Origin of the sequence: Arthrobacter sp. SRS-W-1-2016 (assembly GCF_002009585.1) — a bacterium.
Lineage (GTDB): Bacteria > Actinomycetota > Actinomycetes > Actinomycetales > Micrococcaceae > Arthrobacter > Arthrobacter bambusae_A.
Genome location: NZ_MTPV01000040.1, coordinates 65141 through 86872, shown reverse-complemented (window position 1 = coordinate 86872; position 21732 = coordinate 65141). Strand labels below are relative to the sequence as shown.

Annotated in this window: 15 protein-coding genes and 3 rRNA genes; 13 read left to right on the top strand and 5 right to left on the bottom strand. The window is 62.3% G+C overall.

Features of this window, described 5'->3' with window-relative positions:
* Positions 1-191: 191 nt before the first annotated feature.
* The 3 genes from BMF89_RS10185 to rrf all read left to right on the top strand — a co-directional run bounded on the left by BMF89_RS10185 (position 192) and on the right by rrf (position 5724).
* Positions 192-1713 (top strand): 16S ribosomal RNA (locus BMF89_RS10185).
* A 586-nt stretch (positions 1714-2299) separates the two neighbouring features.
* Positions 2300-5438: ribosomal RNA gene (locus BMF89_RS10180) — 23S ribosomal RNA — on the top strand.
* 169 nt (positions 5439-5607) lie between these two features.
* Positions 5608-5724, top strand: a 5S ribosomal RNA gene (rrf, locus tag BMF89_RS10175).
* The 16S, 23S and 5S rRNA genes sit together here, the layout of an rRNA operon.
* A 178-nt stretch (positions 5725-5902) precedes the next feature.
* On the opposite strand, the gene BMF89_RS10170 is transcribed toward rrf, so the two are convergent.
* From BMF89_RS10170 to BMF89_RS10160, 3 genes are read right to left on the bottom strand one after another with little or no spacing between them, the layout of a single operon-like run.
* A complete protein-coding gene (locus BMF89_RS10170; protein ID WP_078106971.1) occupies positions 5903-6736 on the bottom strand; it encodes an alpha/beta hydrolase in 834 nt (277 codons plus the stop codon).
* Between the two features lie 31 nt (positions 6737-6767).
* Positions 6768-7622, bottom strand: a complete 855-nt coding sequence (locus BMF89_RS10165; protein WP_078106970.1) for an alpha/beta hydrolase — start codon at positions 7620-7622, stop codon at positions 6768-6770.
* A 9-nt stretch (positions 7623-7631) separates the two neighbouring features.
* A complete protein-coding gene (locus BMF89_RS10160; protein ID WP_078106969.1) occupies positions 7632-8519 on the bottom strand; it encodes an alpha/beta hydrolase in 888 nt (295 codons plus the stop codon).
* A gap of 77 nt (positions 8520-8596) precedes the next feature.
* Here BMF89_RS10160 and lysS point away from each other — a divergent pair, with 77 nt between their 5' ends.
* From lysS to dhaM, 9 genes are all read left to right on the top strand, one after another.
* Positions 8597-10126 (top strand): lysine--tRNA ligase, encoded by a 1530-nt coding sequence (gene lysS / locus BMF89_RS10155; RefSeq protein WP_078106976.1) that lies wholly within the window; start codon positions 8597-8599, stop codon positions 10124-10126.
* Positions 10127-10128: 2 nt separating this feature from the next.
* Entirely contained in the window at positions 10129-10305 is a 177-nt protein-coding gene (locus BMF89_RS21930) for a hypothetical protein (RefSeq protein ID WP_171983451.1), read from the top strand.
* A gap of 161 nt (positions 10306-10466) precedes the next feature.
* Positions 10467-10793: an Lsr2 family protein gene (locus tag BMF89_RS10150; RefSeq protein WP_078106968.1), complete on the top strand. Its 327-nt coding sequence runs from the start codon at positions 10467-10469 to the stop codon at positions 10791-10793.
* 380 nt (positions 10794-11173) lie between these two features.
* Positions 11174-13666, top strand: a complete 2493-nt coding sequence (locus BMF89_RS10145) for an ATP-dependent Clp protease ATP-binding subunit (RefSeq protein WP_078106967.1) — start codon at positions 11174-11176, stop codon at positions 13664-13666.
* Between the two features lie 153 nt (positions 13667-13819).
* Entirely contained in the window at positions 13820-15922 is a 2103-nt protein-coding gene (locus BMF89_RS10140) for a prolyl oligopeptidase family serine peptidase (RefSeq protein ID WP_171983450.1), read from the top strand.
* 28 nt (positions 15923-15950) lie between these two features.
* Positions 15951-16460 (top strand): amino-acid N-acetyltransferase, encoded by a 510-nt coding sequence (locus tag BMF89_RS10135; RefSeq protein WP_059388339.1) that lies wholly within the window; start codon positions 15951-15953, stop codon positions 16458-16460.
* 489 nt (positions 16461-16949) lie between these two features.
* Positions 16950-17951 (top strand): dihydroxyacetone kinase subunit DhaK, encoded by a 1002-nt coding sequence (gene dhaK / locus BMF89_RS10125; RefSeq protein WP_078106964.1) that lies wholly within the window; start codon positions 16950-16952, stop codon positions 17949-17951.
* A gap of 2 nt (positions 17952-17953) precedes the next feature.
* The gene (gene dhaL / locus BMF89_RS10120) at positions 17954-18604 is read left to right on the top strand and encodes a dihydroxyacetone kinase subunit DhaL (RefSeq protein ID WP_078106963.1); all 651 of its coding nucleotides are present in this window, start codon (positions 17954-17956) and stop codon (positions 18602-18604) included.
* Positions 18601-19296, top strand: a complete 696-nt coding sequence (gene dhaM, locus BMF89_RS10115; protein ID WP_078106962.1) for a dihydroxyacetone kinase phosphoryl donor subunit DhaM — start codon at positions 18601-18603, stop codon at positions 19294-19296. Before dhaL ends, dhaM begins: the two co-directional genes overlap by 4 nt.
* Before the next feature lie 48 nt (positions 19297-19344).
* Here dhaM and BMF89_RS10110 read toward each other — a convergent pair whose 3' ends face one another.
* Complete coding sequence (locus tag BMF89_RS10110; protein WP_078106961.1) at positions 19345-19833, bottom strand: hypothetical protein; 489 nt, start codon at positions 19831-19833, stop codon at positions 19345-19347.
* Between the two features lie 182 nt (positions 19834-20015).
* On the opposite strand from BMF89_RS10110, the gene BMF89_RS10105 reads away from it, so the two are divergent.
* On the top strand, positions 20016-20684 hold the full coding sequence (locus tag BMF89_RS10105; RefSeq protein WP_078106960.1) for a class I SAM-dependent methyltransferase: 669 nt from the start codon (positions 20016-20018) through the stop codon (positions 20682-20684).
* A 21-nt stretch (positions 20685-20705) separates the two neighbouring features.
* Here BMF89_RS10105 and BMF89_RS10100 read toward each other — a convergent pair whose 3' ends face one another.
* Positions 20706-21674: an A/G-specific adenine glycosylase gene (locus BMF89_RS10100; protein ID WP_078106959.1), complete on the bottom strand. Its 969-nt coding sequence runs from the start codon at positions 21672-21674 to the stop codon at positions 20706-20708.
* Positions 21675-21732 lie beyond the last annotated feature (58 nt).

Below are 21732 nucleotides of genomic sequence, written 5' to 3'. Positions count from 1 at the left end.
TGTGTCTGTTGTTTGAGAACTCAATAGTGTGCCAAGTTTGTTGATACCGATTTGTTTTTATGGATTGGTTGATTTTGCCGGGCCTTGTCCGCCCCTGTGGGTGGGGTCTGGTTTTCAGCTGGTTTCAAATTTTGTGCAGCCGTTCTGCCGTTATTTCCGGTGGTTGTGGTTGTGTCTGTTTTTGTTTTACTTCAACGGAGAGTTTGATCCTGGCTCAGGATGAACGCTGGCGGCGTGCTTAACACATGCAAGTCGAACGATGATCTCCAGCTTGCTGGGGGGATTAGTGGCGAACGGGTGAGTAACACGTGAGTAACCTGCCCTTGACTCTGGGATAAGCCTGGGAAACTGGGTCTAATACCGGATATGACCATTCCGCGCATGCGGTGGTGGTGGAAAGCTTTTGCGGTTTTGGATGGACTCGCGGCCTATCAGCTTGTTGGTGGGGTAATGGCCTACCAAGGCGACGACGGGTAGCCGGCCTGAGAGGGTGACCGGCCACACTGGGACTGAGACACGGCCCAGACTCCTACGGGAGGCAGCAGTGGGGAATATTGCACAATGGGCGAAAGCCTGATGCAGCGACGCCGCGTGAGGGATGACGGCCTTCGGGTTGTAAACCTCTTTCAGTAGGGAAGAAGCGAAAGTGACGGTACCTGCAGAAGAAGCGCCGGCTAACTACGTGCCAGCAGCCGCGGTAATACGTAGGGCGCAAGCGTTATCCGGAATTATTGGGCGTAAAGAGCTCGTAGGCGGTTTGTCGCGTCTGCTGTGAAAGACCGGGGCTCAACTCCGGTTCTGCAGTGGGTACGGGCAGACTAGAGTGATGTAGGGGAGACTGGAATTCCTGGTGTAGCGGTGAAATGCGCAGATATCAGGAGGAACACCGATGGCGAAGGCAGGTCTCTGGGCATTAACTGACGCTGAGGAGCGAAAGCATGGGGAGCGAACAGGATTAGATACCCTGGTAGTCCATGCCGTAAACGTTGGGCACTAGGTGTGGGGGACATTCCACGTTTTCCGCGCCGTAGCTAACGCATTAAGTGCCCCGCCTGGGGAGTACGGCCGCAAGGCTAAAACTCAAAGGAATTGACGGGGGCCCGCACAAGCGGCGGAGCATGCGGATTAATTCGATGCAACGCGAAGAACCTTACCAAGGCTTGACATGAACCGGTAACGCCTGGAAACAGGTGCCCCGCTTGCGGTCGGTTTACAGGTGGTGCATGGTTGTCGTCAGCTCGTGTCGTGAGATGTTGGGTTAAGTCCCGCAACGAGCGCAACCCTCGTTCTATGTTGCCAGCGGTTCGGCCGGGGACTCATAGGAGACTGCCGGGGTCAACTCGGAGGAAGGTGGGGACGACGTCAAATCATCATGCCCCTTATGTCTTGGGCTTCACGCATGCTACAATGGCCGGTACAAAGGGTTGCGATACTGTGAGGTGGAGCTAATCCCAAAAAGCCGGTCTCAGTTCGGATTGGGGTCTGCAACTCGACCCCATGAAGTCGGAGTCGCTAGTAATCGCAGATCAGCAACGCTGCGGTGAATACGTTCCCGGGCCTTGTACACACCGCCCGTCAAGTCACGAAAGTTGGTAACACCCGAAGCCGGTGGCCTAACCCTTGTGGGGGGAGCCGTCGAAGGTGGGACCGGCGATTGGGACTAAGTCGTAACAAGGTAGCCGTACCGGAAGGTGCGGCTGGATCACCTCCTTTCTAAGGAGCACCATTATCGCCCCCTTTTTTCCTTCCGCATGGTTGGGTGGGGGGTGTGTGGAAGCAAAGCCCATTGCGCAGGCGTCTGTTCTGCGGTGGGTGCTCATGGGTGGAATATCAGCAGATAGCGGCCGGTTTGTTTTTTCCTGTGTTTAGTACGGATGCTCTTTGGGTGTTCTGGAACGGTGCGGGAGGGGGTGGGCTGGTTTTCGTGTTTGGCACACTGTTGGGTCCTGAGGCAACAGGGCCGGTTGTGGGGGGGTGCGTGGCCTGTTCGGGTTGCGTGGTTTCCTTGTGCCGGGTTTGTGTGTTTCTGGTTTCCTGGTTGCATGTCCTGTGCGTGTCCGGTTGTTCTTCGTCTTTGGTGGCGGGGGGTGGTTGGTGTGCGGGGGTGTGGTACGGGGTTGTTGTTTGAGAACTACATAGTGGACGCGAGCATCTAGGCACGCGCATGGTCATTGCCTCTTTTGGGGGGTGGTGGTGTGTGTGTGTCTTACAGCAATTTCTTTTTATGAACCTGGATCCGTTCGTGCTTTTGCATGTGGCGGTTTCCGTGGTTCTCTCGAGAAGTTTTTTGATCTTGTGTGGTCAAGTTTTTAAGGGCACACGGTGGATGCCTTGGCATTAGGAGCCGAAGAAGGACGTAGGAATCTGCGATAAGCCTGGGGGAGTTGATAACCGAACGGTGATCCCAGGATGTCCGAATGGGGAAACCCCGCCAGAGGCTGTGAGGTTATCTGGTGACCCGCATCTGAACACATAGGGTGCGTGGGGGGAACGCGGGGAAGTGAAACATCTCAGTACCCGCAGGAAGAGAAAACAAGAGTGATTCCGTTAGTAGTGGCGAGCGAACGCGGATGAGGCTAAACCGTTCCATGTGTGATAGCCGGCGGGCGTTGCATGGGCGGGGTTGTGGGACTTTCCGTACTGGTTCTGCCGGACCGGTGGGGTGAGAGCATGGACATAGGTGAACGGTCTTGAAAGGCCGGCCGGAGAGGGTGTTAGCCCCGTAACCGTAATGTTGTGTGCCGCCTGGAGAGGATCCCAAGTAGCACGGGGCCCGAGAAATCCCGTGTGAATCTGTCAGGACCACCTGATAAGCCTAAATACTTCCTAATGACCGATAGCGGACCAGTACCGTGAGGGAAAGGTGAAAAGTACCCCGGGAGGGGAGTGAAACAGTACCTGAAACCGTGTGCTTACAATCCGTCGGAGCCAGTCTGATTCTGGTGACGGCGTGCCTTTTGAAGAATGAGCCTGCGAGTTAGTGTTACGTCGCGAGGTTAACCCGTGTGGGGTAGCCGTAGCGAAAGCGAGTCTGAACAGGGCGAGTGTAGTGGCGTGATCTAGACCCGAAGCGGAGTGATCTACCCATGGCCAGGTTGAAGCGACGGTAAGACGTCGTGGAGGACCGAACCCACTTCAGTTGAAAATGGAGGGGATGAGCTGTGGGTAGGGGTGAAAGGCCAATCAAACTCCGTGATAGCTGGTTCTCCCCGAAATGCATTTAGGTGCAGCGTTGCGTGTTTCTTGCCGGAGGTAGAGCTACTGGATGGCCGATGGGCCCTACAAGGTTACTGACGTCAGCCAAACTCCGAATGCCGGTAAGTGAGAGCGCAGCAGTGAGACTGTGGGGGATAAGCTTCATAGTCGAGAGGGAAACAGCCCAGACCACCAACTAAGGCCCCTAAGCGTGTGCTAAGTGGGAAAGGATGTGGAGTTGCGAAGACAACCAGGAGGTTGGCTTAGAAGCAGCCATCCTTGAAAGAGTGCGTAATAGCTCACTGGTCAAGTGATTCCGCGCCGACAATGTAGCGGGGCTCAAGTACACCGCCGAAGTTGTGGATTTCAGATAGTAGACAAGCCTTCGTGGTTCAGTCGTCTGGAGTGGTAGGGGAGCGTCGTGTGGGCGGTGAAGTCGCGGTGTAAACCAGCGGTGGAGCCTACACGAGTGAGAATGCAGGCATGAGTAGCGAAAGACGGGTGAGAAACCCGTCCGCCGAATGATCAAGGGTTCCAGGGTCAAGCTAATCTGCCCTGGGTAAGTCGGGACCTAAGGCGAGGCCGACAGGCGTAGTCGATGGACAACGGGTTGATATTCCCGTACCGGCGAAGGACCGCCCATGCCAAGCGGGGGATACTAACCGCCCGGAGCCTGCCCAATCACCCTTGTGGTGTGCGGGTTTTGGCCGAGCGCGGGACCTGATCCCGGGAGGTAAGCGTATTAACAGGTGTGACGCAGGAAGGTAGCCGGGCCGGGCGATGGTTGCCCCGGTCTAAGGATGTAGGGTCAGCGATAGGCAAATCCGTCGCTGTGTCTTTGATGACGTTCCTGAGATCTGATGGGACCCCCGTCATGGGGGGATCCGGTGATCCTATGCTGCCTAGAAAAGCATCGGCGCGAGGTCTTAGCCGCCCGTACCCCAAACCGACACAGGTGATCAGGTAGAGAATACCAAGGCGATCGAGAGAATTATGGTTAAGGAACTCGGCAAAATGCCCCCGTAACTTCGGGAGAAGGGGGGCCCCAACCTTGAACACCACTTGCTGGTGGGAGGGGATCGGGGCCGCAGAGACCAGGGGGAAGCGACTGTTTACTAAAAACACAGGTCCGTGCGAAGTCGCAAGACGATGTATACGGACTGACTCCTGCCCGGTGCTGGAAGGTTAAGAGGACCGGTTAGCCGCAAGGCGAAGCTGAGAATTTAAGCCCCAGTAAACGGCGGTGGTAACTATAACCATCCTAAGGTAGCGAAATTCCTTGTCGGGTAAGTTCCGACCTGCACGAATGGAGTAACGACTTCCCCGCTGTCTCAACCATAAACTCGGCGAAATTGCAGTACGAGTAAAGATGCTCGTTACGCGCAGCAGGACGGAAAGACCCCGAGACCTTTACTATAGTTTGGTATTGGTGTTCGGAGTGGCTTGTGTAGGATAGGTGGGAGACGTTGAAGCCCGGACGCCAGTTCGGGTGGAGTCATCGTTGAAATACCACTCTGGTCACTTTGGACATCTAACTTCGGCCCGTGATCCGGGTCAGGGACAGTGCCTGATGGGTAGTTTAACTGGGGCGGTTGCCTCCTAAAAAGTAACGGAGGCGCCCAAAGGTTCCCTCAGCCTGGTTGGCAATCAGGTGTCGAGTGTAAGTGCACAAGGGAGCTTGACTGTGAGAGAGACATCTCAAGCAGGGACGAAAGTCGGGACTAGTGATCCGGCGGTACATTGTGGAATGGCCGTCGCTCAACGGATAAAAGGTACCTCGGGGATAACAGGCTGATCTTGCCCAAGAGTCCATATCGACGGCATGGTTTGGCACCTCGATGTCGGCTCGTCGCATCCTGGGGCTGGAGTAGGTCCCAAGGGTTGGGCTGTTCGCCCATTAAAGCGGTACGCGAGCTGGGTTTAGAACGTCGTGAGACAGTTCGGTCCCTATCCGCTGCGCGCGCAGGAAATTTGAGAAGGGCTGTCCTTAGTACGAGAGGACCGGGACGGACGAACCTCTGGTGTGTCAGTTGTACTGCCAAGTGCACCGCTGATTAGCTACGTTCGGATGGGATAACCGCTGAAAGCATCTAAGCGGGAAGCTCGCTTCAAGATGAGATTTCCATACACCTCGTGTGTGAGAGGCCCCCAGCCAGACCACTGGGTTGATAGGCCGGATGTGGAAGACAGGACTAAAGACTGTTGAAGCTGACCGGTACTAATAGGCCGACAACTTACACCACACAAACACGATCACTGCTTGCGTCCACTATGTGGTTCCCGAACAACAACCCGTTCAGGAACAAACCACAACTGAATAACAACACCACCGTTCCCCGCAAAAAGAGGGAACACCTGTTGTAACCAAAGTCTTCCCACCCCGCACCCCGTGCGGGGACCGGGTAACAGGGTTACGGCGGTCATAGCGTGGGGGAAACGCCCGGTCCCATTCCGAACCCGGAAGCTAAGACCCACAGCGCCGATGGTACTGCACCCGGGAGGGTGTGGGAGAGTAGGACACCGCCGGACAACCATTCACAGGCCAGGCCCCGACACACACTGTCGGGGCCTGACCCACTTAAAAAAACAAACACCACCAACACCCGCCCCGGACCCCCGCCCCACCCAAAGTGAGCGCGCGTCCGGCCCGGACCCGCCATACGTGAGCGGGCGTCCGGTCAGAAACCGCCATACGTGAGCGAGGGTCTTAGCCGGCGAAGAATTCGGAGAGCTCGGAGATGAGCTTGTCGGGCGCGCGGATCACTCCGTCGTGGCCGTGGCCCGGCAAGATGGTGTAGCTCGATCCGGAGAGTACGTCGTGGATTTGGCCACACGCCACCCCGAAGTAGGCAGGACTCTTTTCACCGACCACAATGAGCGTCTCAAGCGGTAGCTCGAGGAACGGCTCAGCGGGCATGTCCGCGGCGATGACTGCCTTGATCTCGCGCACGCCGGCCTGCATGAGCTCGCGCATCTGCTTGCCCATGGGAGTGCCCGAGGCCAGCTTGGTGACGAGGGTCAGCATGGACAGCGGCATCCGCGCGAAGGCGCCCTCCGTTTCGACCCCCTTCACGAGCACGGCGAGCCCGCGGTCGAAGTCTCCGGCCGCCGTCGCGCGTTCGTATTCGCCCGTCCACTCGGCCTTCACGCTGTGGTTGACGGACACGGCGGGGTCGTAGACCGCCAGGCGTTCCACCGGAAGCGTGCGTGCCGCGTGCAGGGCCACTGCGCCTCCGAAGCTGTGGCCGAAGACGTCGGTGCTGGCCGTGTGCTTCATGACCTCGGACAGATCGCGGATGTCGACGTCGAGGGTGTAGTCCTCGGGCTGCGGCGATGACTCACCGCGTCCGCGGCGGTTGAAGGTGTGGACCGGGCGGCCAAGGGCTGCACTGAGTTTCTGGGCAAACTTGGAGTAGTCTGCGGCGGTCACCATGGAGGCGGGCACGACGACGACGCCTGAGCCGGCAGCGGCAAGCTCACCGCCCGTCGTGAAGAGCTCGAGGGTTCCGCCGTCGGCCGTTGTGATCTTCTCGCGCGTCATACTTCGAGCCTAACGGAGCCGCTGGATTCCGTCAGTCCTTGAAGTAGCTGGAAATATCCGTCACGAGTTCCTTGACCGCGGCGGGGATGGACCCGTGGAAGCCTTTTGGCGACACCACCAGCGTGCTTCCGGCGACGGCGGCGTACAGCCGTTCGGCGGTGACCTTGTAATATTCGGGGCTTTTGCTGCCCACCATGAACCGGGTGTTTCGAGGGAGCACCGAGAAATCCCGGGGGAGCGCGGCTTCGTCGTAGGCCGCTTTGAGTTCGGCGACGCCGGTTGGCATGAGTTCCTTGAGGACCTTGTTGACCTTCGTGTGGGAAACGAGCGCCATGAGTCCCGCCAGAATGGGCTCGGGAATCCGCGCCATGGCGGTGCCTGGCTGCATGCCCCGTTTCATCCGGGCCAGGGCATGGCCCACCTTCCCGCTATCGACGGATCGGGCAAAACCATCCAGCCAGCCTGTGTCCATGCTTCCGTCGATGTTCACGGCGGCGTCGTACACGGCCAGCTTGTCCGGCTCGTAGCTTGTTCCAGCAAACTCCTGGACAGCGTTCAGTGCCACCGAGCCGCCGAGGCTGTGGCCAAGGAGGTTCCTGGCGCCCGTGGCGTCCATGATGCTGCGGACGTCGGCAATCTCCGTGGCCATGGAGTAATTCGCCGGTAGCTCTGTCGAACTGCCGCGACCCCTGCGATCGTAGACGTCGACTGCCCAGCCTTCGCCGAGTCCCTTGGCCAGCGCCATGGAAAAGGGCCGGTAGATGAGCGCGGTCAGGAAAGCGCCGCCAACGAGCACCACGCGCCGCTCCCCGGGCGCATCCACCGCGCCGTAGCTGTACAAGGCGAGCTTGCCGCCGTCGGGCGTAGGGACCTCACGTTCTCTCACCGCTTCATCCTAGGGTGAAGGAGCCTTCGCCGTTCCTTGTGCCAGGTAGCGGGCAATTCTCACCGCGAGCTGCTTCCCCGGCCGGAGGGGCCCCTCGTGGAACTGCAAGGGGACCACCGCGAAGTCCACTTGCGGAACGGCAGCTGCGAGCTGCCGGGCGATTTCGGCAAAGTATGCCGGGCTCCACCCACCACTGAGCATCAGGGTTGGCGTTTTCAGTTCCGCATAATCTTGGATATGGGAGTCGGTGTCGATGATCGCCCGCATCTCCAGCACCGCCGTCGGCAGCAGGTCCCTCATCTCGGATCCCAGCCTCGTCTTGGCAGAGAGGATGCTGATCATCCGCAGCGCCCCGAGCGGCAAATACGAAATCGGGCCGGCCGTACCCAGCCCCTGGACCAAATGCGCCCACCCATGGTCGAGTTGGCCGGCAGTGACGGCTGCTTCCAGTTGCGGCCGCCAGCGCTCGTTCAAGTTCCCGGAGAGGGAAACCGCGGCGTCGTAAGTGACGAGACGGGAAATGGGCGCGCGCAGGGCTGCCTGGAGCGCGACGAATCCGCCATAGCTATGCCCGACAACATCCGTGGATCCGCTGGCTTCCATCACGGAAATCAGGTCGCTGGTCTCCGTCGCAGCGGAGTAGCCAGGGGGCTGCGGTGCCGAACGGCCACGGCCGCGCCGGTTGTAGGAATGCACCGGCCGGCCAAGCAGGACGCTCAGGTTCCGGGCGAATGGCCAGTAGAGGGAATCGGTCACCAAGGTGCCGTGAACAAGCACGACGCCGGGCTCCTCCGTAGCGCTCGAGGCTCCGGGAATCGACCCCTCGGCCGCCGGCCGGAAGGAGTGCACCTCAAGGTGGCCGCCGTCGTCGTCGGTTTCAACTGTCCATGTCTCCACAGCCCGAGTCTATGTTGCCGCGGGGGCGGGAGGGGAAGATAGGGAACTCTAAGGAATCCCCGGTAAACTTGTGGATTGTGACTTCCGCAAACACCCCATCCCCGCACAACGCCGCCGAGCCCGCAGACGCCAGCGAACAGATGCGCATCCGCATGGAAAAGCGCAGCAAACTGATCGAGCGCGGCACCGAGGCCTATCCGGTGGGTGTTGAGCGGACGCATTCCCTCGCCGAGATCCGCGAGAAGTACGCCCATCTGCAGGCTGACGAGACCACCGGCGACATCGTGGGCATCACCGGCCGCGTGGTGTTCGTGCGCAACACCGGCAAGCTGTGCTTCGCCACCCTCCAGGAGGGCGGTGTGGACGGAAAGGGCGTGCGCCTGCAGGCGATGCTCAGCCTGGCGAACGTCGGCGAGGAAACCCTCGCGGACTGGAAGGCGCTGGTAGACCTCGGAGACCACGTCTTCATCAAGGGCGAAGTCATTTCCTCCAGGCGTGGCGAGCTCTCTGTCATGGCCGATTCCTGGTCCATGGCATCCAAGGCCCTGCGCCCGCTGCCGGTCCTGCACGCCGAACTGAACGAGGAAACCCGCGTCAGGCAACGCTACGTGGACCTGATGGTCCGCGACGAAGCCCGCGAAATGGTCTACACCCGCGCCGCGATCACCCGCTCGGTTCGCGACACCCTGGACCGCCGCGGCTATGTTGAGGTGGAGACCCCCATCCTGCAGCTCGTCCACGGTGGTGCCACGGCCCGCCCGTTCGAGACGCATATGAATGCCTTCGACCAGAAGATGACGCTGCGTATCGCCACTGAGCTCTTCCTCAAGCGCGCCGTGGTAGGCGGAATCGACCGCGTGTACGACATGGGCCGCGTCTTCCGCAACGAAGGCGTTGACTCCACGCACAGCCCCGAATTCACCACCTTGGAATGCTACGAGGCGTGGGCGGACCAGTTCGTCATGGCTGAGCGCATGAAGGAAATCATCCTGAACGTCGCCGACGTCGTTGGCACCCGCACCATCCAGACTGATGCCGGAGAGATCGACCTCGACGGCGAATGGGCTTGGGTCGCCGTCTATCCGGGACTCTCCGAGGCGATCGGCGAGGAGATCACTCCAGACACCACGGTGGCGGAACTGCAGGCGATTGCCGCGAAGCACGAGGTCAAGGTCGATCCCAAGTGGGACGCCGAAAAGCTTGTGGTCGAATTGTTCGGCGAGATCGTCGAGCCCACGCTGCTCAACCCGACTTTTGTCTATAACTACCCGCCCTCCGCGCAGCCGCTTGCCCGCCCGCATCGGGAGGACGGCCGCCTGATCGAGGCCTGGGACCTCATCATCGGGGGCATGGAACGCGGCACGGCCTTCTCCGAACTGATCGACCCGGTCATCCAGCGCGAACGCCTTACGGAGCAGTCGCGTCGTTCGGCCGCCGGCGATGTCGAAGCCATGCAGTTGGATGAAGACTTCCTGCGCGCCCTTGAGTACGGTGCTCCGCCCATGGGCGGCATCGGCTTGGGCATCGACCGTTTGGTCATGCTGTTCACCGGAGCAGGCATCCGGGAAACCATCTTGTTCCCACTCCTCAAGCCCGAAGGGCACTGACCATGGAATACATTGCCGTTCTTGCGCCGTCCGTCGTCGTCGGACTTCTCTTTTGGTTTGCCATGAAGGCTATCTTCAATGCGGACAAATCAGAGCGCCAAGCAGAAGCCCGCGCCCAGGAAGAAGCTGGATTCGGAATTGCCAAGCCGGCGGACGACGGCTCGACGCCTGCCAAATAGCTCTTTCTCAGGCCGCCCCCTGGGATTTAATAGTTCCTTGCCGGCGTCTTTGACTATGTCTTTGACTGTCCCTTTGACGGGGTGCCATCCGCTGGACGATAATCGTTAATTAGTAGTCTAGCTATTCTGCATATCCGGCCCCTCCAAAAGAGAGTCTTTTCATGGCACAGAAAGTCAAAATTATCCTCGTTGACGACCTGGATGAGGGCTCCGCGGATGAAACTGTCCGCTTTGGCCTTGATGGCGTCAGTTACGAAATGGACCTGTCCAGTGCCAACGCTGGGAAGCTCCGCGACGCTCTTGCGCCATTTGTAGCGAAGGCGCGCAAGACATCGACCGGCCGTGCAACGCGTAGCCGCGTTGCCTCAGGGAGAAACCAGGACTCCGCACAGATCCGTCAATGGGCGCGCGAGAACGGTTATACCGTAAACAGCCGTGGCCGTATTCAGGCCGAAATTCAGGAAGCGTACCAGAAGGCCAATTCCTGACACCAAGTATCAATACCCCGGCCCCAGGGCCGGGGTATTGTCATTTAACCGCCTGTTTAGGCGGTTAACGGTGTGGTGCGCCACTATTCCCCGGAAGGCTTGGAGCAGACTGGGAATGCCCGGTGGGCAATCGCGACGTTTGCTGAGAAGGACGACGGCGGCCGGACGGCCCGCGCGGGTGGCAGCCGACGCGGGTGGCGGCAGAAGGGCCGCCCCTGACGGAAGCCCCGGATCTGGTCTCCGCCGTGACCCTGGGGTCCACGGGCGAGTCGAGTGAACTTATTCCCGGTGCGGCCATGTTTCCCCTGTGGCGAACACGCCCCAAAATTCCAGCGTTGCCACGTAGCATCAAAGTACGTCGTAGCTAGGAGTGTGGCGAAATGTTTGAGAGATTTACGGACCGTGCCCGTCGCGTTGTTGTGCTTGCCCAAGAAGAGGCACGCATGCTCAACCACAACTACATCGGTACCGAGCACATCCTCTTGGGTCTGATCCACGAGGGTGAAGGCGTTGCCGCCAAGGCGCTTGAGTCCCTGAGCATTTCGCTCGATGGCGTCCGCGAGCAGGTACAGGAGATCATCGGCCAGGGCCAGCAAGCCCCGTCCGGCCACATCCCCTTCACCCCGCGCGCCAAGAAGGTACTTGAGCTCTCGCTCCGGGAAGCCCTGCAGCTCGGCCACAACTACATCGGCACCGAGCACATCCTGCTCGGCCTCATCCGTGAGGGCGAAGGCGTTGCCGCGCAGGTCCTCGTCAAGCTTGGCGCCGACCTCAACCGCGTCCGCCAGCAGGTCATCCAGCTGCTCTCCGGCTACCAGGGCAAGGAAACTGCCGGTCCCGGCTCAGGCCCGGGCCAACAGGAAGGCACCCCGGCCGGTTCGGTGGTGCTGGACCAGTTCGGCCGCAACCTGACCCAGGCCGCTCGGGAGAACAAGCTCGATCCGGTGATCGGCCGCGAGCTGGAGATGGAACGCGTCATGCAGGTCCTCTCCCGCCGGACCAAGAACAACCCCGTGCTGATCGGTGAGCCCGGCGTCGGCAAGACAGCCGTCGTCGAGGGCCTTGCCCAGGCGATCGTCCGCGGAGACGTCCCGGAGACCATCAAGGACAAGCAGCTCTACACGCTTGACCTCGGTTCCCTGGTGGCCGGTTCCCGCTACCGTGGTGATTTCGAAGAGCGCCTGAAGAAGGTCCTCAAGGAAATCCGCACCCGCGGCGACATCATCCTCTTCATCGACGAAATCCACACGCTCGTGGGTGCCGGCGCTGCCGAGGGTGCCATCGATGCCGCGTCCATCCTCAAGCCGATGCTGGCCCGTGGTGAACTCCAGACCATTGGTGCCACCACTTTGGACGAGTACCGCAAGCACATCGAGAAGGACGCCGCGTTGGAGCGCCGCTTCCAGCCGATCCAGGTCAAGGAGCCTTCCGTCGCGCATGCGATCGAGATCCTCAAGGGCCTGCGCGACCGTTACGAGGCGCACCACCGGGTGACCATCACCGACGGCGCCCTTGCCTCTGCCGCAACATTGGCTGAACGCTACATCTCGGACCGCTTCCTGCCGGACAAGGCGATCGACCTGATCGACGAAGCCGGTGCCCGGTTGCGCATCCGCCGGATGACCGCTCCGCCGGAGCTCAAGGCCATGGATGAGCGCATCGCCGAGGTGAAGATGGAGAAGGAATCGGCCATCGACGCCCAGGACTTCGAAGGCGCGGCGTCGCTGCGCGACAAGGAGCAGAAGCTCATTGCCGAGCGGGCCGAGAAGGAACGCAACTGGAAGTCCGGCGGCATGGACGACATCTCCGAGGTAGACGAGGAGCTGATCGCCGAAGTTCTCGCGAACTCCACCGGCATCCCGGTCTTCAAGCTCACCGAGGAAGAATCCAGCCGCCTCCTCAAGATGGAAGACGAGCTGCACAAGCGCGTCGTCGGCCAGGACGAGGCCATCCGTGCCCTCTCCCAGGCCATCCGCCGCACGCGTGCGGGCCTCAAGGACCCCAAGCGTCCGGGCGGCTCGTTCATCTTCGCCGGACCCACCGGCGTCGGCAAGACCGAGCTCGCCAAGGCGCTGGCGGAATTCTTGTTCGGTGAAGAGGATGCCCTCATCACGCTGGACATGTCCGAGTACTCCGAGAAGCACACGGTTTCGCGTCTCTTCGGTGCCCCTCCGGGCTACGTCGGCTACGAAGAGGGCGGGCAGCTGACCGAGAAGGTCCGCCGTCGTCCGTTCTCCGTGGTCCTGTTCGACGAGGTGGAGAAGGCCCACGCCGATCTCTTCAACTCGCTGCTGCAGATTCTGGAAGACGGCCGCCTGACCGATTCCCAGGGCCGCGTGGTGGACTTCAAGAACACGGTGATCATCATGACCACCAACCTGGGCACCCGCGACATCTCCAAGAGCGTGGCGACGGGCTTCCAGTCCGGCACGGACACCACCACCGGCTACAACCGGATGCGGGCCAGGGTCACGGAGGAGCTCAAGCAGCACTTCCGCCCCGAGTTCCTCAACCGCGTTGACGACGTCGTAGTGTTCCCTCAGCTCACGCAGGACGAGATCATCGAGATCGTGGACCTGTTCGTCACGCGTCTCGAGGGCCGCCTCAAGGACAAGGACATGGGCATCGAGCTCACCACGGCCGCCAAGGTTCTCCTTGCGACCCGGGGTTACGATCCCGCTATGGGTGCGCGGCCGCTGCGCCGGACCATCCAGCGCGAGATCGAGGACCAGCTCTCCGAGAAGATCCTCTTCGGCGAACTGCACCCGGGCGACATCGTCGTGGTCGACGTGGACGGCGAAGGCGACGAAGCCAAGTTCACCTTTGCCGGCAACGCCAAGCCTCGCATTCCGGAAATCGCTCCGAGCGCCTAGGCTCCGGTTCGGCCGAGTCCCCGCTAAAGGCCCCGCCCGCTCCCACAAGGAGTGGGCGGGGTTTTGCGTTCCGGGTGCGCAATATCTGAAATAAGTGTTTCACTCTCAGTGAACCTTCTGTGATCTGCGGCACATCTCGTGTTGAATCAGAGCATGGATTCGAATGCCTCAGAGACCCCGAGCACGCAACCCGAAACTCCTTTCCACGATCTCGACCACTACCTGGCCATCCCCCGGGTCGGTGGCCTGGCTCTCAGCGCCGACGGAAGCCGCCTGGTCACTACGGTTTCCACCCTCAATGCCAAGGGCACTGAATACGTCACTGCCCTCTGGGAGCTTGATCCTTCCGGAAAGAAGCGCGCCCGTCGCATCACACGCAGCGCCAAGGGAGAGACCGGCGCGGTGTTTGCCTCCAACGGGGACCTCTACTTCACCTCGGCCCGGCCCGATCCGGACAGCCCCGAAGCAGATCCCGTGAGCGCATTGTGGCTCCTTCCTGCGGACGGCGGCGAGGCCCGCGTGGTGCACTCCCGCGCCGGAGGCGTCGGAGGTGTCATGGCCGCGTCGGCCGCGGATGCCACCTTCGTGACGGCCTCGGTCCTCGCCGGTTCCACGGATGAGGAAAATGACGAGGAACGGCGCAAGAGCCGCAAGGACAACAAAGTAGCGGCCATCCTGCACACGGGCTACCCGGTCCGCTATTGGGACGCAGACCTGGGCCCGGCGCAGCCCCGGCTGTTTGCCGTGGAAAGCGGAGAGGCGGCTGAATCCGGCAAGCCCGCCACCGTGGACGCTACCGAGCCCCTGAAGCTGCGCAACCTTACCCCCGACGTCGGCGCCAGTCTCCGGAACACCCGCGCGGTGGTCAGTCCGGACGGCAAGACCATCTATACGAGCATGGCCAAGCCGCTCGCCAAGGCCGACACGCGCTTTGTGCTCGCTGCCGTCGACGTCGCTTCCGGCTCGCTCAAGGTACTCCTCGACCACGAGGGAATGAGCTACTTCCCCGGCCCGGTCAGCCCCGACAACAAATTGCTCTCCGTAGTCAGCGAAAGCGACAGCACTCCGGAGCGGGCACCCCAGGTCAAACTCCACCTCTTGAACGTCGGGTCCGGCGGGACCTTTGACTTCGAGCCCCTCGCGCCGACTTGGGACCGCTGGGGCAACCCGGGGTCCTGGCTTCCGGACGGGAGTTCGCTCCTCGCCACAGCCGACGACGACGGCGCCACGCCGGTCTTCCGGGTTGCCGTCGCCGACGGTACGGTCACCCGGGTGACACAAGACGCGGCCGCGTACACCGACGTCGTGGTTTCCCCGGATGGACTGAGCGCATATGCACTGCGCAGCTCGTATGAATTCCCGGCTGAAGCCGTCCGGATCGACCTCGCCTCGGGCGACGTCGAGCGGCTCCCCGCCCCGGCTGAGCGCCCCAGGATCAAAGGCTCGCTCGAGCGGGTGGAGGCGAGTGCGGCCGATGGTTCGAGGGTGCCGGCGTACCTTGCGCTCCCGGAAGGCGCGTCCGAGGCAAATCCGGCGCCCTTGTTGTTGTGGATCCACGGCGGGCCGTTGGGCTCGTGGAATGCCTGGACCTGGCGATGGAATCCGTGGCTGCTCGTGTCGAAGGGGTATGCCGTGCTGCTGCCGGACCCTGCACTATCCACCGGCTACGGCCAGCAATTCATCCAGCGCGGTTGGGGCCAATGGGGCAAGGCGCCGTTCACGGACCTCATGTCCATCACCGACGCAGTGGTCCAGCGGCCGGACATTGACGCGTCCCGGACGGCAGCCATGGGCGGGTCATTCGGTGGCTACATGGCCAACTGGGTGGCCGGGCACACGGACCGTTTCAAGGCGATCGTGACGCACGCCAGTTTGTGGGCCATGGACCAGTTCGGGCCCACCACGGACGCCTCGCAGTATTGGCTCAAGGAAATGACCCCCGAGATGGCAATGGACAATTCGCCCCATCTCCACGTCGCAAAAATCACCACACCCATGCTGGTTATCCACGGTGACAAGGACTACCGGGTGCCGATCGGCGAGGGCCTGAGGCTTTGGTACGAACTTCTTTCCAGTTCCGGGCTGCCCGCCGACGAGAACGGCGAGACCCAGCACCGCTTCCTGTACTTCCCCGACGAGAACCATTGGATCCTGCAGCCGCAGCACGCCAAGGTCTGGTACGGCGTCGTGGAGCACTTCCTGGCCAGGCAGGTCATGGGACAGGAGGTTCCGGTTCCCGAGGACCTGGGTATTTAGGCGCGCTTCGCCTCGTAAGATTGGGGCTGTGACTTCCACCTTCAGTATCCGCCCTGCCCGCACCGGCGATGTTGCCGCGATCAAGAGGCTTGTAGCCCCGTTGGCAGAGCAGCGAATCCTGATGGCCAAGGAGACCGTGGCCTACTACGAGAGCCTTCAGGAGTTCCGGATTGCCGAATCGTCCGACGGCGAGGTGATCGGCTGCGGTGCCTTGCACGTCATGTGGGAGGACCTGGCCGAGGTGCGCACGCTGGCGGCGGATGACAATTGGCGGGGCAAGGGCGTGGGCCACGTCCTTGTCCAGCAGCTCCTGGAGGACGCCCGCGCGTTGGGCGTCGCCAGGGTTTTCTGCCTGACGTTCGAAGTGGACTTCTTCAAGCGCCACGGATTCGAGGTCATGGCGGACCAAACCGCCGTCGATCCCCAGGTCTACTCGGAATTGCTGCGATCACATGACGAAGGCGTGGCCGAGTTCCTCGACCTGGCCCGGGTGAAGCCCAATACGCTGGGCAATACCCGCATGATCAAGGTCCTTTAGCCCCGGTTTCTTCTCCCTGTTCCTGAATATTCCACGCCTCGGTCTTTACGTATATCAACTTGATGGATAAACTAATCGAGGCTCGGTTGCGGCGAGCCAACCATACTGTGGAGGCGAGAAATGAAGTACCACGTTATGTTTCCGGACTTTTCAGGTTTCCAGATCGACATGCCGCGTCCCGGCTCTGCGCCGGAGTCGCGCAAGCAGGGAACCGGAGGGTGCATGCGGTCCGCGTGCACGGATCTGTGGCCGGATTCGATGGCCAAGGGTGCAACAGTCCAAGACTCCAGCGTCGGACGTTTGACGGCGGGCGGCCCGCCGCACTGAACAGGCGCATGCGGAACGTTTTTCTGAAGGGACAGCCATTGGGGGCTGTCCCTTCTGTGTTTCCGGGTTCCGGACTTTCCACGTGAGGCCCATTCCCCTACCGTGCCCGGGGCGCTGGTAGTAGGGTCAAATCACCTACCAGCAACGCCCCAGGAGCGCGCCATGAAAAAGCTCATCAACGATCCCCGCTCGGTGGTGGACGAGTCTGTCGAGGGATTCGGCATGGCCCATGCCGACCTCGTGGACGTCCATATGGACCCCATCTTCGTCGTTCGAAAAGGAGCGCCTGTGGCCGGCAAGGTGGCGCTTGTATCGGGAGGAGGGAGCGGCCACGAGCCGCTCCATGCCGGCTTTGTGGGGCACGGAATGCTCGACGCCGCCGTGCCGGGCGCCGTCTTCACCTCGCCCACCCCGGATCAGATTATTCCGGCCACTGCGGCCGTCGATTCCGGCGCCGGCGTCATACACATCGTGAAGAACTACACCGGTGACGTGCTGAATTTCGAGACCGCGGCAGAGATGGCCCAAGCGGAAGGAATCAGCGTCCGTTCGGTGCTCGTCAACGACGACGTTGCTGTCGAGGACTCCCTGTACACCGCAGGTCGGCGCGGCGTGGGTGGCACCGTGCTGGTCGAAAAGATTGCCGGGGCCGCCGCGGAGCGCGGGGATTCCCTGGAAGCTGTCGCGGGTGTAGCGGAGGGCGTGGTCCGCAACGTGCGCACTATGGGCGTCGCATTGTCGGGCTGCACCGTGCCGCATGCCGGGGTACCCAGCTTCGAGCTCGCTGAGGACGAAATCGAAATCGGCATTGGCATCCACGGTGAACCGGGCAGGCACCGGATCGCCATGGAAGGCGCCGACGCCATCACCAGCCGCCTCTTGGACCCTGTCCTGGAGGACCTCGGGATCAAGTCCGGCGAGGAAGTGCTGCTCTTCGTCAACGGCATGGGTGGTACGCCGCTCAGTGAGCTCTACATTGTCTACCGCCGGGCGGCCCAGATCCTCGCCGAAAGAGGAGCCAAGGTGGAACGCTCATTGGTGGGCAACTATGTCACATCGCTTGAGATGCAGGGATGCTCCATCTCGGTGTTGCGGCTCGATGACGAGCTCACTGCCCTGTGGGACGCACCCGTCCACACTCCGGCACTGCGTTGGGGGATGTGACGGTGGGCCTGGGGGTCGAGTGGGCGGTCCAATGGTTGACGCTCTCTGCACGGCTCATGGCCGAGCATCGGGAAGAACTGATTGCCTTGGACCGCGCGATAGGCGACTCGGACCACGGCGAGAACATGGACCGGGGATTCCGGGCCGTCATGGAGAAGCTCGCCCAGACTCCACCCGAAACCCCCGGCGCGGCCCTGAAGCTGGCTGCGATGGCCCTGATGTCCAAAGTGGGCGGGGCCGCGGGACCGCTGTATGGGACCGCGTATCTTCGGGCAGGCGCGGCGCTGGGAGAGAACGCGGATCTTGATGCGGCGGCGCTCGCCGGAGCCCTGACCGCGGCTCGGGACGGAATTGTTGCCCGCGGCAAGGCCGAGCTGGGTGACAAAACCATGGTGGATGCCTGGTCTCCCGCTGTGGAAGCGGCGGACGAGGTCCTGGTGGCCGGTGGAGATGCCGTGGCCGTTCTGGCCGCAGCGGCCGAGGCTGCCGAGGTCGGGGCCGTCACGACTGATCCGTTGGTAGCGCGCAAGGGGCGCGCAAGCTACCTCGGTGAACGCAGTGCCGGGCACCGCGATCCCGGGGCAGCGTCTTCTGCGCTGTTGTTGCGCGCCGCCGCTACCGCCGCGGGATTCCCCGAGGGGCCCGCTGAATGACGGTGGGCTTGGTGGTGGTCTCGCACAGCCGGAAGATCGCGGAAGGTGCGGTGGAATTGGCCGCGCAGATGGCCCCCGATGTGAAGTTCTACGCCGTTGGCGGCACGGACGACGGCCGGATTGGAACGGACCTGGAGAAAGCCATTGCCGCATTCGAGGCAGGACTTGCGGAGGCTGCCGGGGATGGCGTGGTGGTTCTGACGGACCTCGGTTCCGCGGTCATGACGGCGGAATCAGCGGCCGATTTCTGCAGCGAGGCGGACAAAGTCCTTCTTGCCGATGCTCCGCTGGTGGAAGGCTTGGTTGCCGCGGCGGTGGCCACCCAAGGTGGCGCATCGGCGGCTGCGGTGAAGGCCGCCGCGGAGGCGGTTCGATTCGGTCCGGAGCCCGCTATTGATATGGGGGGATCCGCTGAACCCCAAGGAAGGGGCGAACCGGAGGAGAGCGGCGAGTTCGAACTCATCAACCCGATGGGAATGCACGCCAGGCCCGCGGCGAAGATTGCGGGCGGACTGGCCGGCATGGATGTCGAGGCAACGGTCAATGGAGCCGACGGAACATCCATCATGGAACTCATGAGCCTTGCCGTGGGCAAGGGCGGCAAGCTCAGGATCGAAGCTTGGGGTAAGGATTCATCGAAAGCCGTGGATTACGTCAGGCGGCTGGTGGAACAGGGGTTCGGCGAGATCTAACGCAGCTCCGGGGTCTGACGCCGCACCGGATCGGCGCCGCATGGGGGTTCAGGACTGCCGCAGACCGTGGGCATCGAGCAGGAGGCTCGCCGTGATGGTGGCCTGGCACTGCTCGCCCCAGGGTTTGGCGGTTCTTGGCGTGAAGTTGATTGTCCTGACTGGCAAGGTCCCGCCGGTTGTGTCCGTGCCAGTCACTTCGGCATCGATGGGCGAGGACGTCAGTGTTCCCATGTTCAGGAAGCCGTAGCGGGTGCCATCCGGTGACGTGACGGCAGAGCATGAGCCTTCGGGTTCAGGACTGCAGGATTGCGGTACCGACACGCTTCCCGGGCGCAGGTCCACATCGCCTTCGCGGCATTTCCCGTCCTGGCATGCCTTCAAATGGACGGTCCGGACCGTTGGCGCGTATTCGGCCGTGATTGTCAGGGACACCACGGGTGCCATCGCAATTGCCGGGCAAACGGTGACTTGAGGTTCGCATCCCGACCAGAGCGCCGCCGTCGTAGCCAAAGCGATGGCGGCCCACAACCTGCGCATATTTTGAGGATAATCCCGTAGCCAAGGCTCGGAACGGCACGCTTGCAACTGGCAGGCACATCGTTACCGACACCCACGGATCGTTGCTGCTCCGCGACCTCACGGGAAGGTCACGGCCGGCTTTCCGCCGGTTTCGGCCCGGCGCAAGGACCAGGCCGACCGCAAACATTAGGGTTCTTTGCATGACTGAACACCCGGACGTGGAGGCCACCCGTGCCGCCTACAACACGGTAGCCGCCGATTACGCAGAACTCCTGCGCAACGAGCTCGACGGCAAACCCTTCGACCGGGCCATGCTGGGTACCTTTGCCGAGCTCGTGGAGTCCGCGGGAGACGGGCTGGTTGCCGACCTCGGTTGCGGACCTGGACGGATTACGGCCCACCTGCATTCACTTGGCCTGGCGGCTTTCGGCATCGACCTGTCGCCCGAGATGGTGGCGGTCGCTCGCCGGGACCACCCCGGCCTGCGGTTCGATGAAGGGTCGATCGAATCGCTGGAGCTCGCGGACGGCGCCTTGGGTGGGATCGTCGCCTGGTACTCGATCATCCACACGCCACCGGCCCGTTTGCCGGGGGTGTTCGCGGAATTCCACCGGAGCCTGCGGGATGGCGGCTTGCTGCTGCTCGCGTTCCAGGCCGGTGACGAGCCGAGGCACCTGGGCTTCGCCTATGGACACGAAATCGACCTTGAGGCCTACCGCTTGCCGCCTGAGCGCATCACGGAACTGCTCCTTCAGGCGGGCTTTGCTGTGGAAGCGCAGCTGCTCCGCGAACCGGACGACAGATACGAGAAAACCCGGCAGGCGTATCTTTTAGCCCGCAAGCCAGCCCGCAAACCGGCCAGATCGTAGCGGAACCAGCGCAGACGGAGCCTAGGCCGGGAGCCGCAGCCCGCCGTCGTGCATCTCGGCCAGACCGTCGCGCAGGAGCCCCTCGAGGGCGCGTTCCAGCTGTTCCGGGGCCGAGTTCAGGCGGTGCAGGGCAGCCAGAGGCACGGCCGCGCCTTCGCCGTCGAAACCGAGGTCGGCCGCGGGGCGTTCGAACAGCTCAGGGGCTACCGGCGAATCGGCCACGCGCAATACGGCCATGACGGCACCCCGCAGCTGCCGGTCGGTGCCGTGCCACGCCTGCCCCTTGGGTGTGTACGTCGGGGGCGGTTCACCGGCCGCGAGCCACGCGCAGGAGTCGCGGACGGGGCAATCCATGCACTTGGGGGAGCGGGCGGTGCACACGAGCGCTCCGAGCTCCATGACGGAGGCGTTCCAGCGGACGGAGAGCCCGACGTCGTCGGGCATGAGCGATTCGGCGAGACGCATCTCCGAGGCGGTCAGCGATGGAGCCGGCAACGCAAGTCCCGAAACGAGCCGGGCATGCACACGCCGGATATTCGTGTCCACTACGGTTTCGCGGCGCCCGAAGGCGAAAGCGGCCACGGCTGCGGCCGTATAGTCGCCGACGCCGGGGAGGCTCAACAACGACGTGTGCGTGTCCGGCACCCTGCCGCCGTGCTGCTCGACGATTGCGACGGCGGCCGCGTGCAGCCTAAGCGCGCGGCGGGGATAACCGAGCCTGCCCCAACGGCGCACGGCCTCACCCGAGGGCTGCTTGGCGAGATCCGCAGGTTCCGGCCAGCGTTCCATCCAGTCTTCCCACACCGGCAGGACGCGAACCACCGGAGTCTGCTGCAGCATCACTTCGCTGACCAGGATCCCCCACGGGCTGCAGTCCGCCGATCTCCACGGCAACACCCGGGCCACCTCGGAGAACCAGCGGTCCATGGACTGGTGCAGGTCCGTGAGATGGTGGATGCCGGCAAGTTCAGAGGCGCCTGGCAGTGACATGGAGATCCTCGCTGCGGTTCGTGGCGTGCCCTGATGGCGGCCGATTCCTGCCATCCAC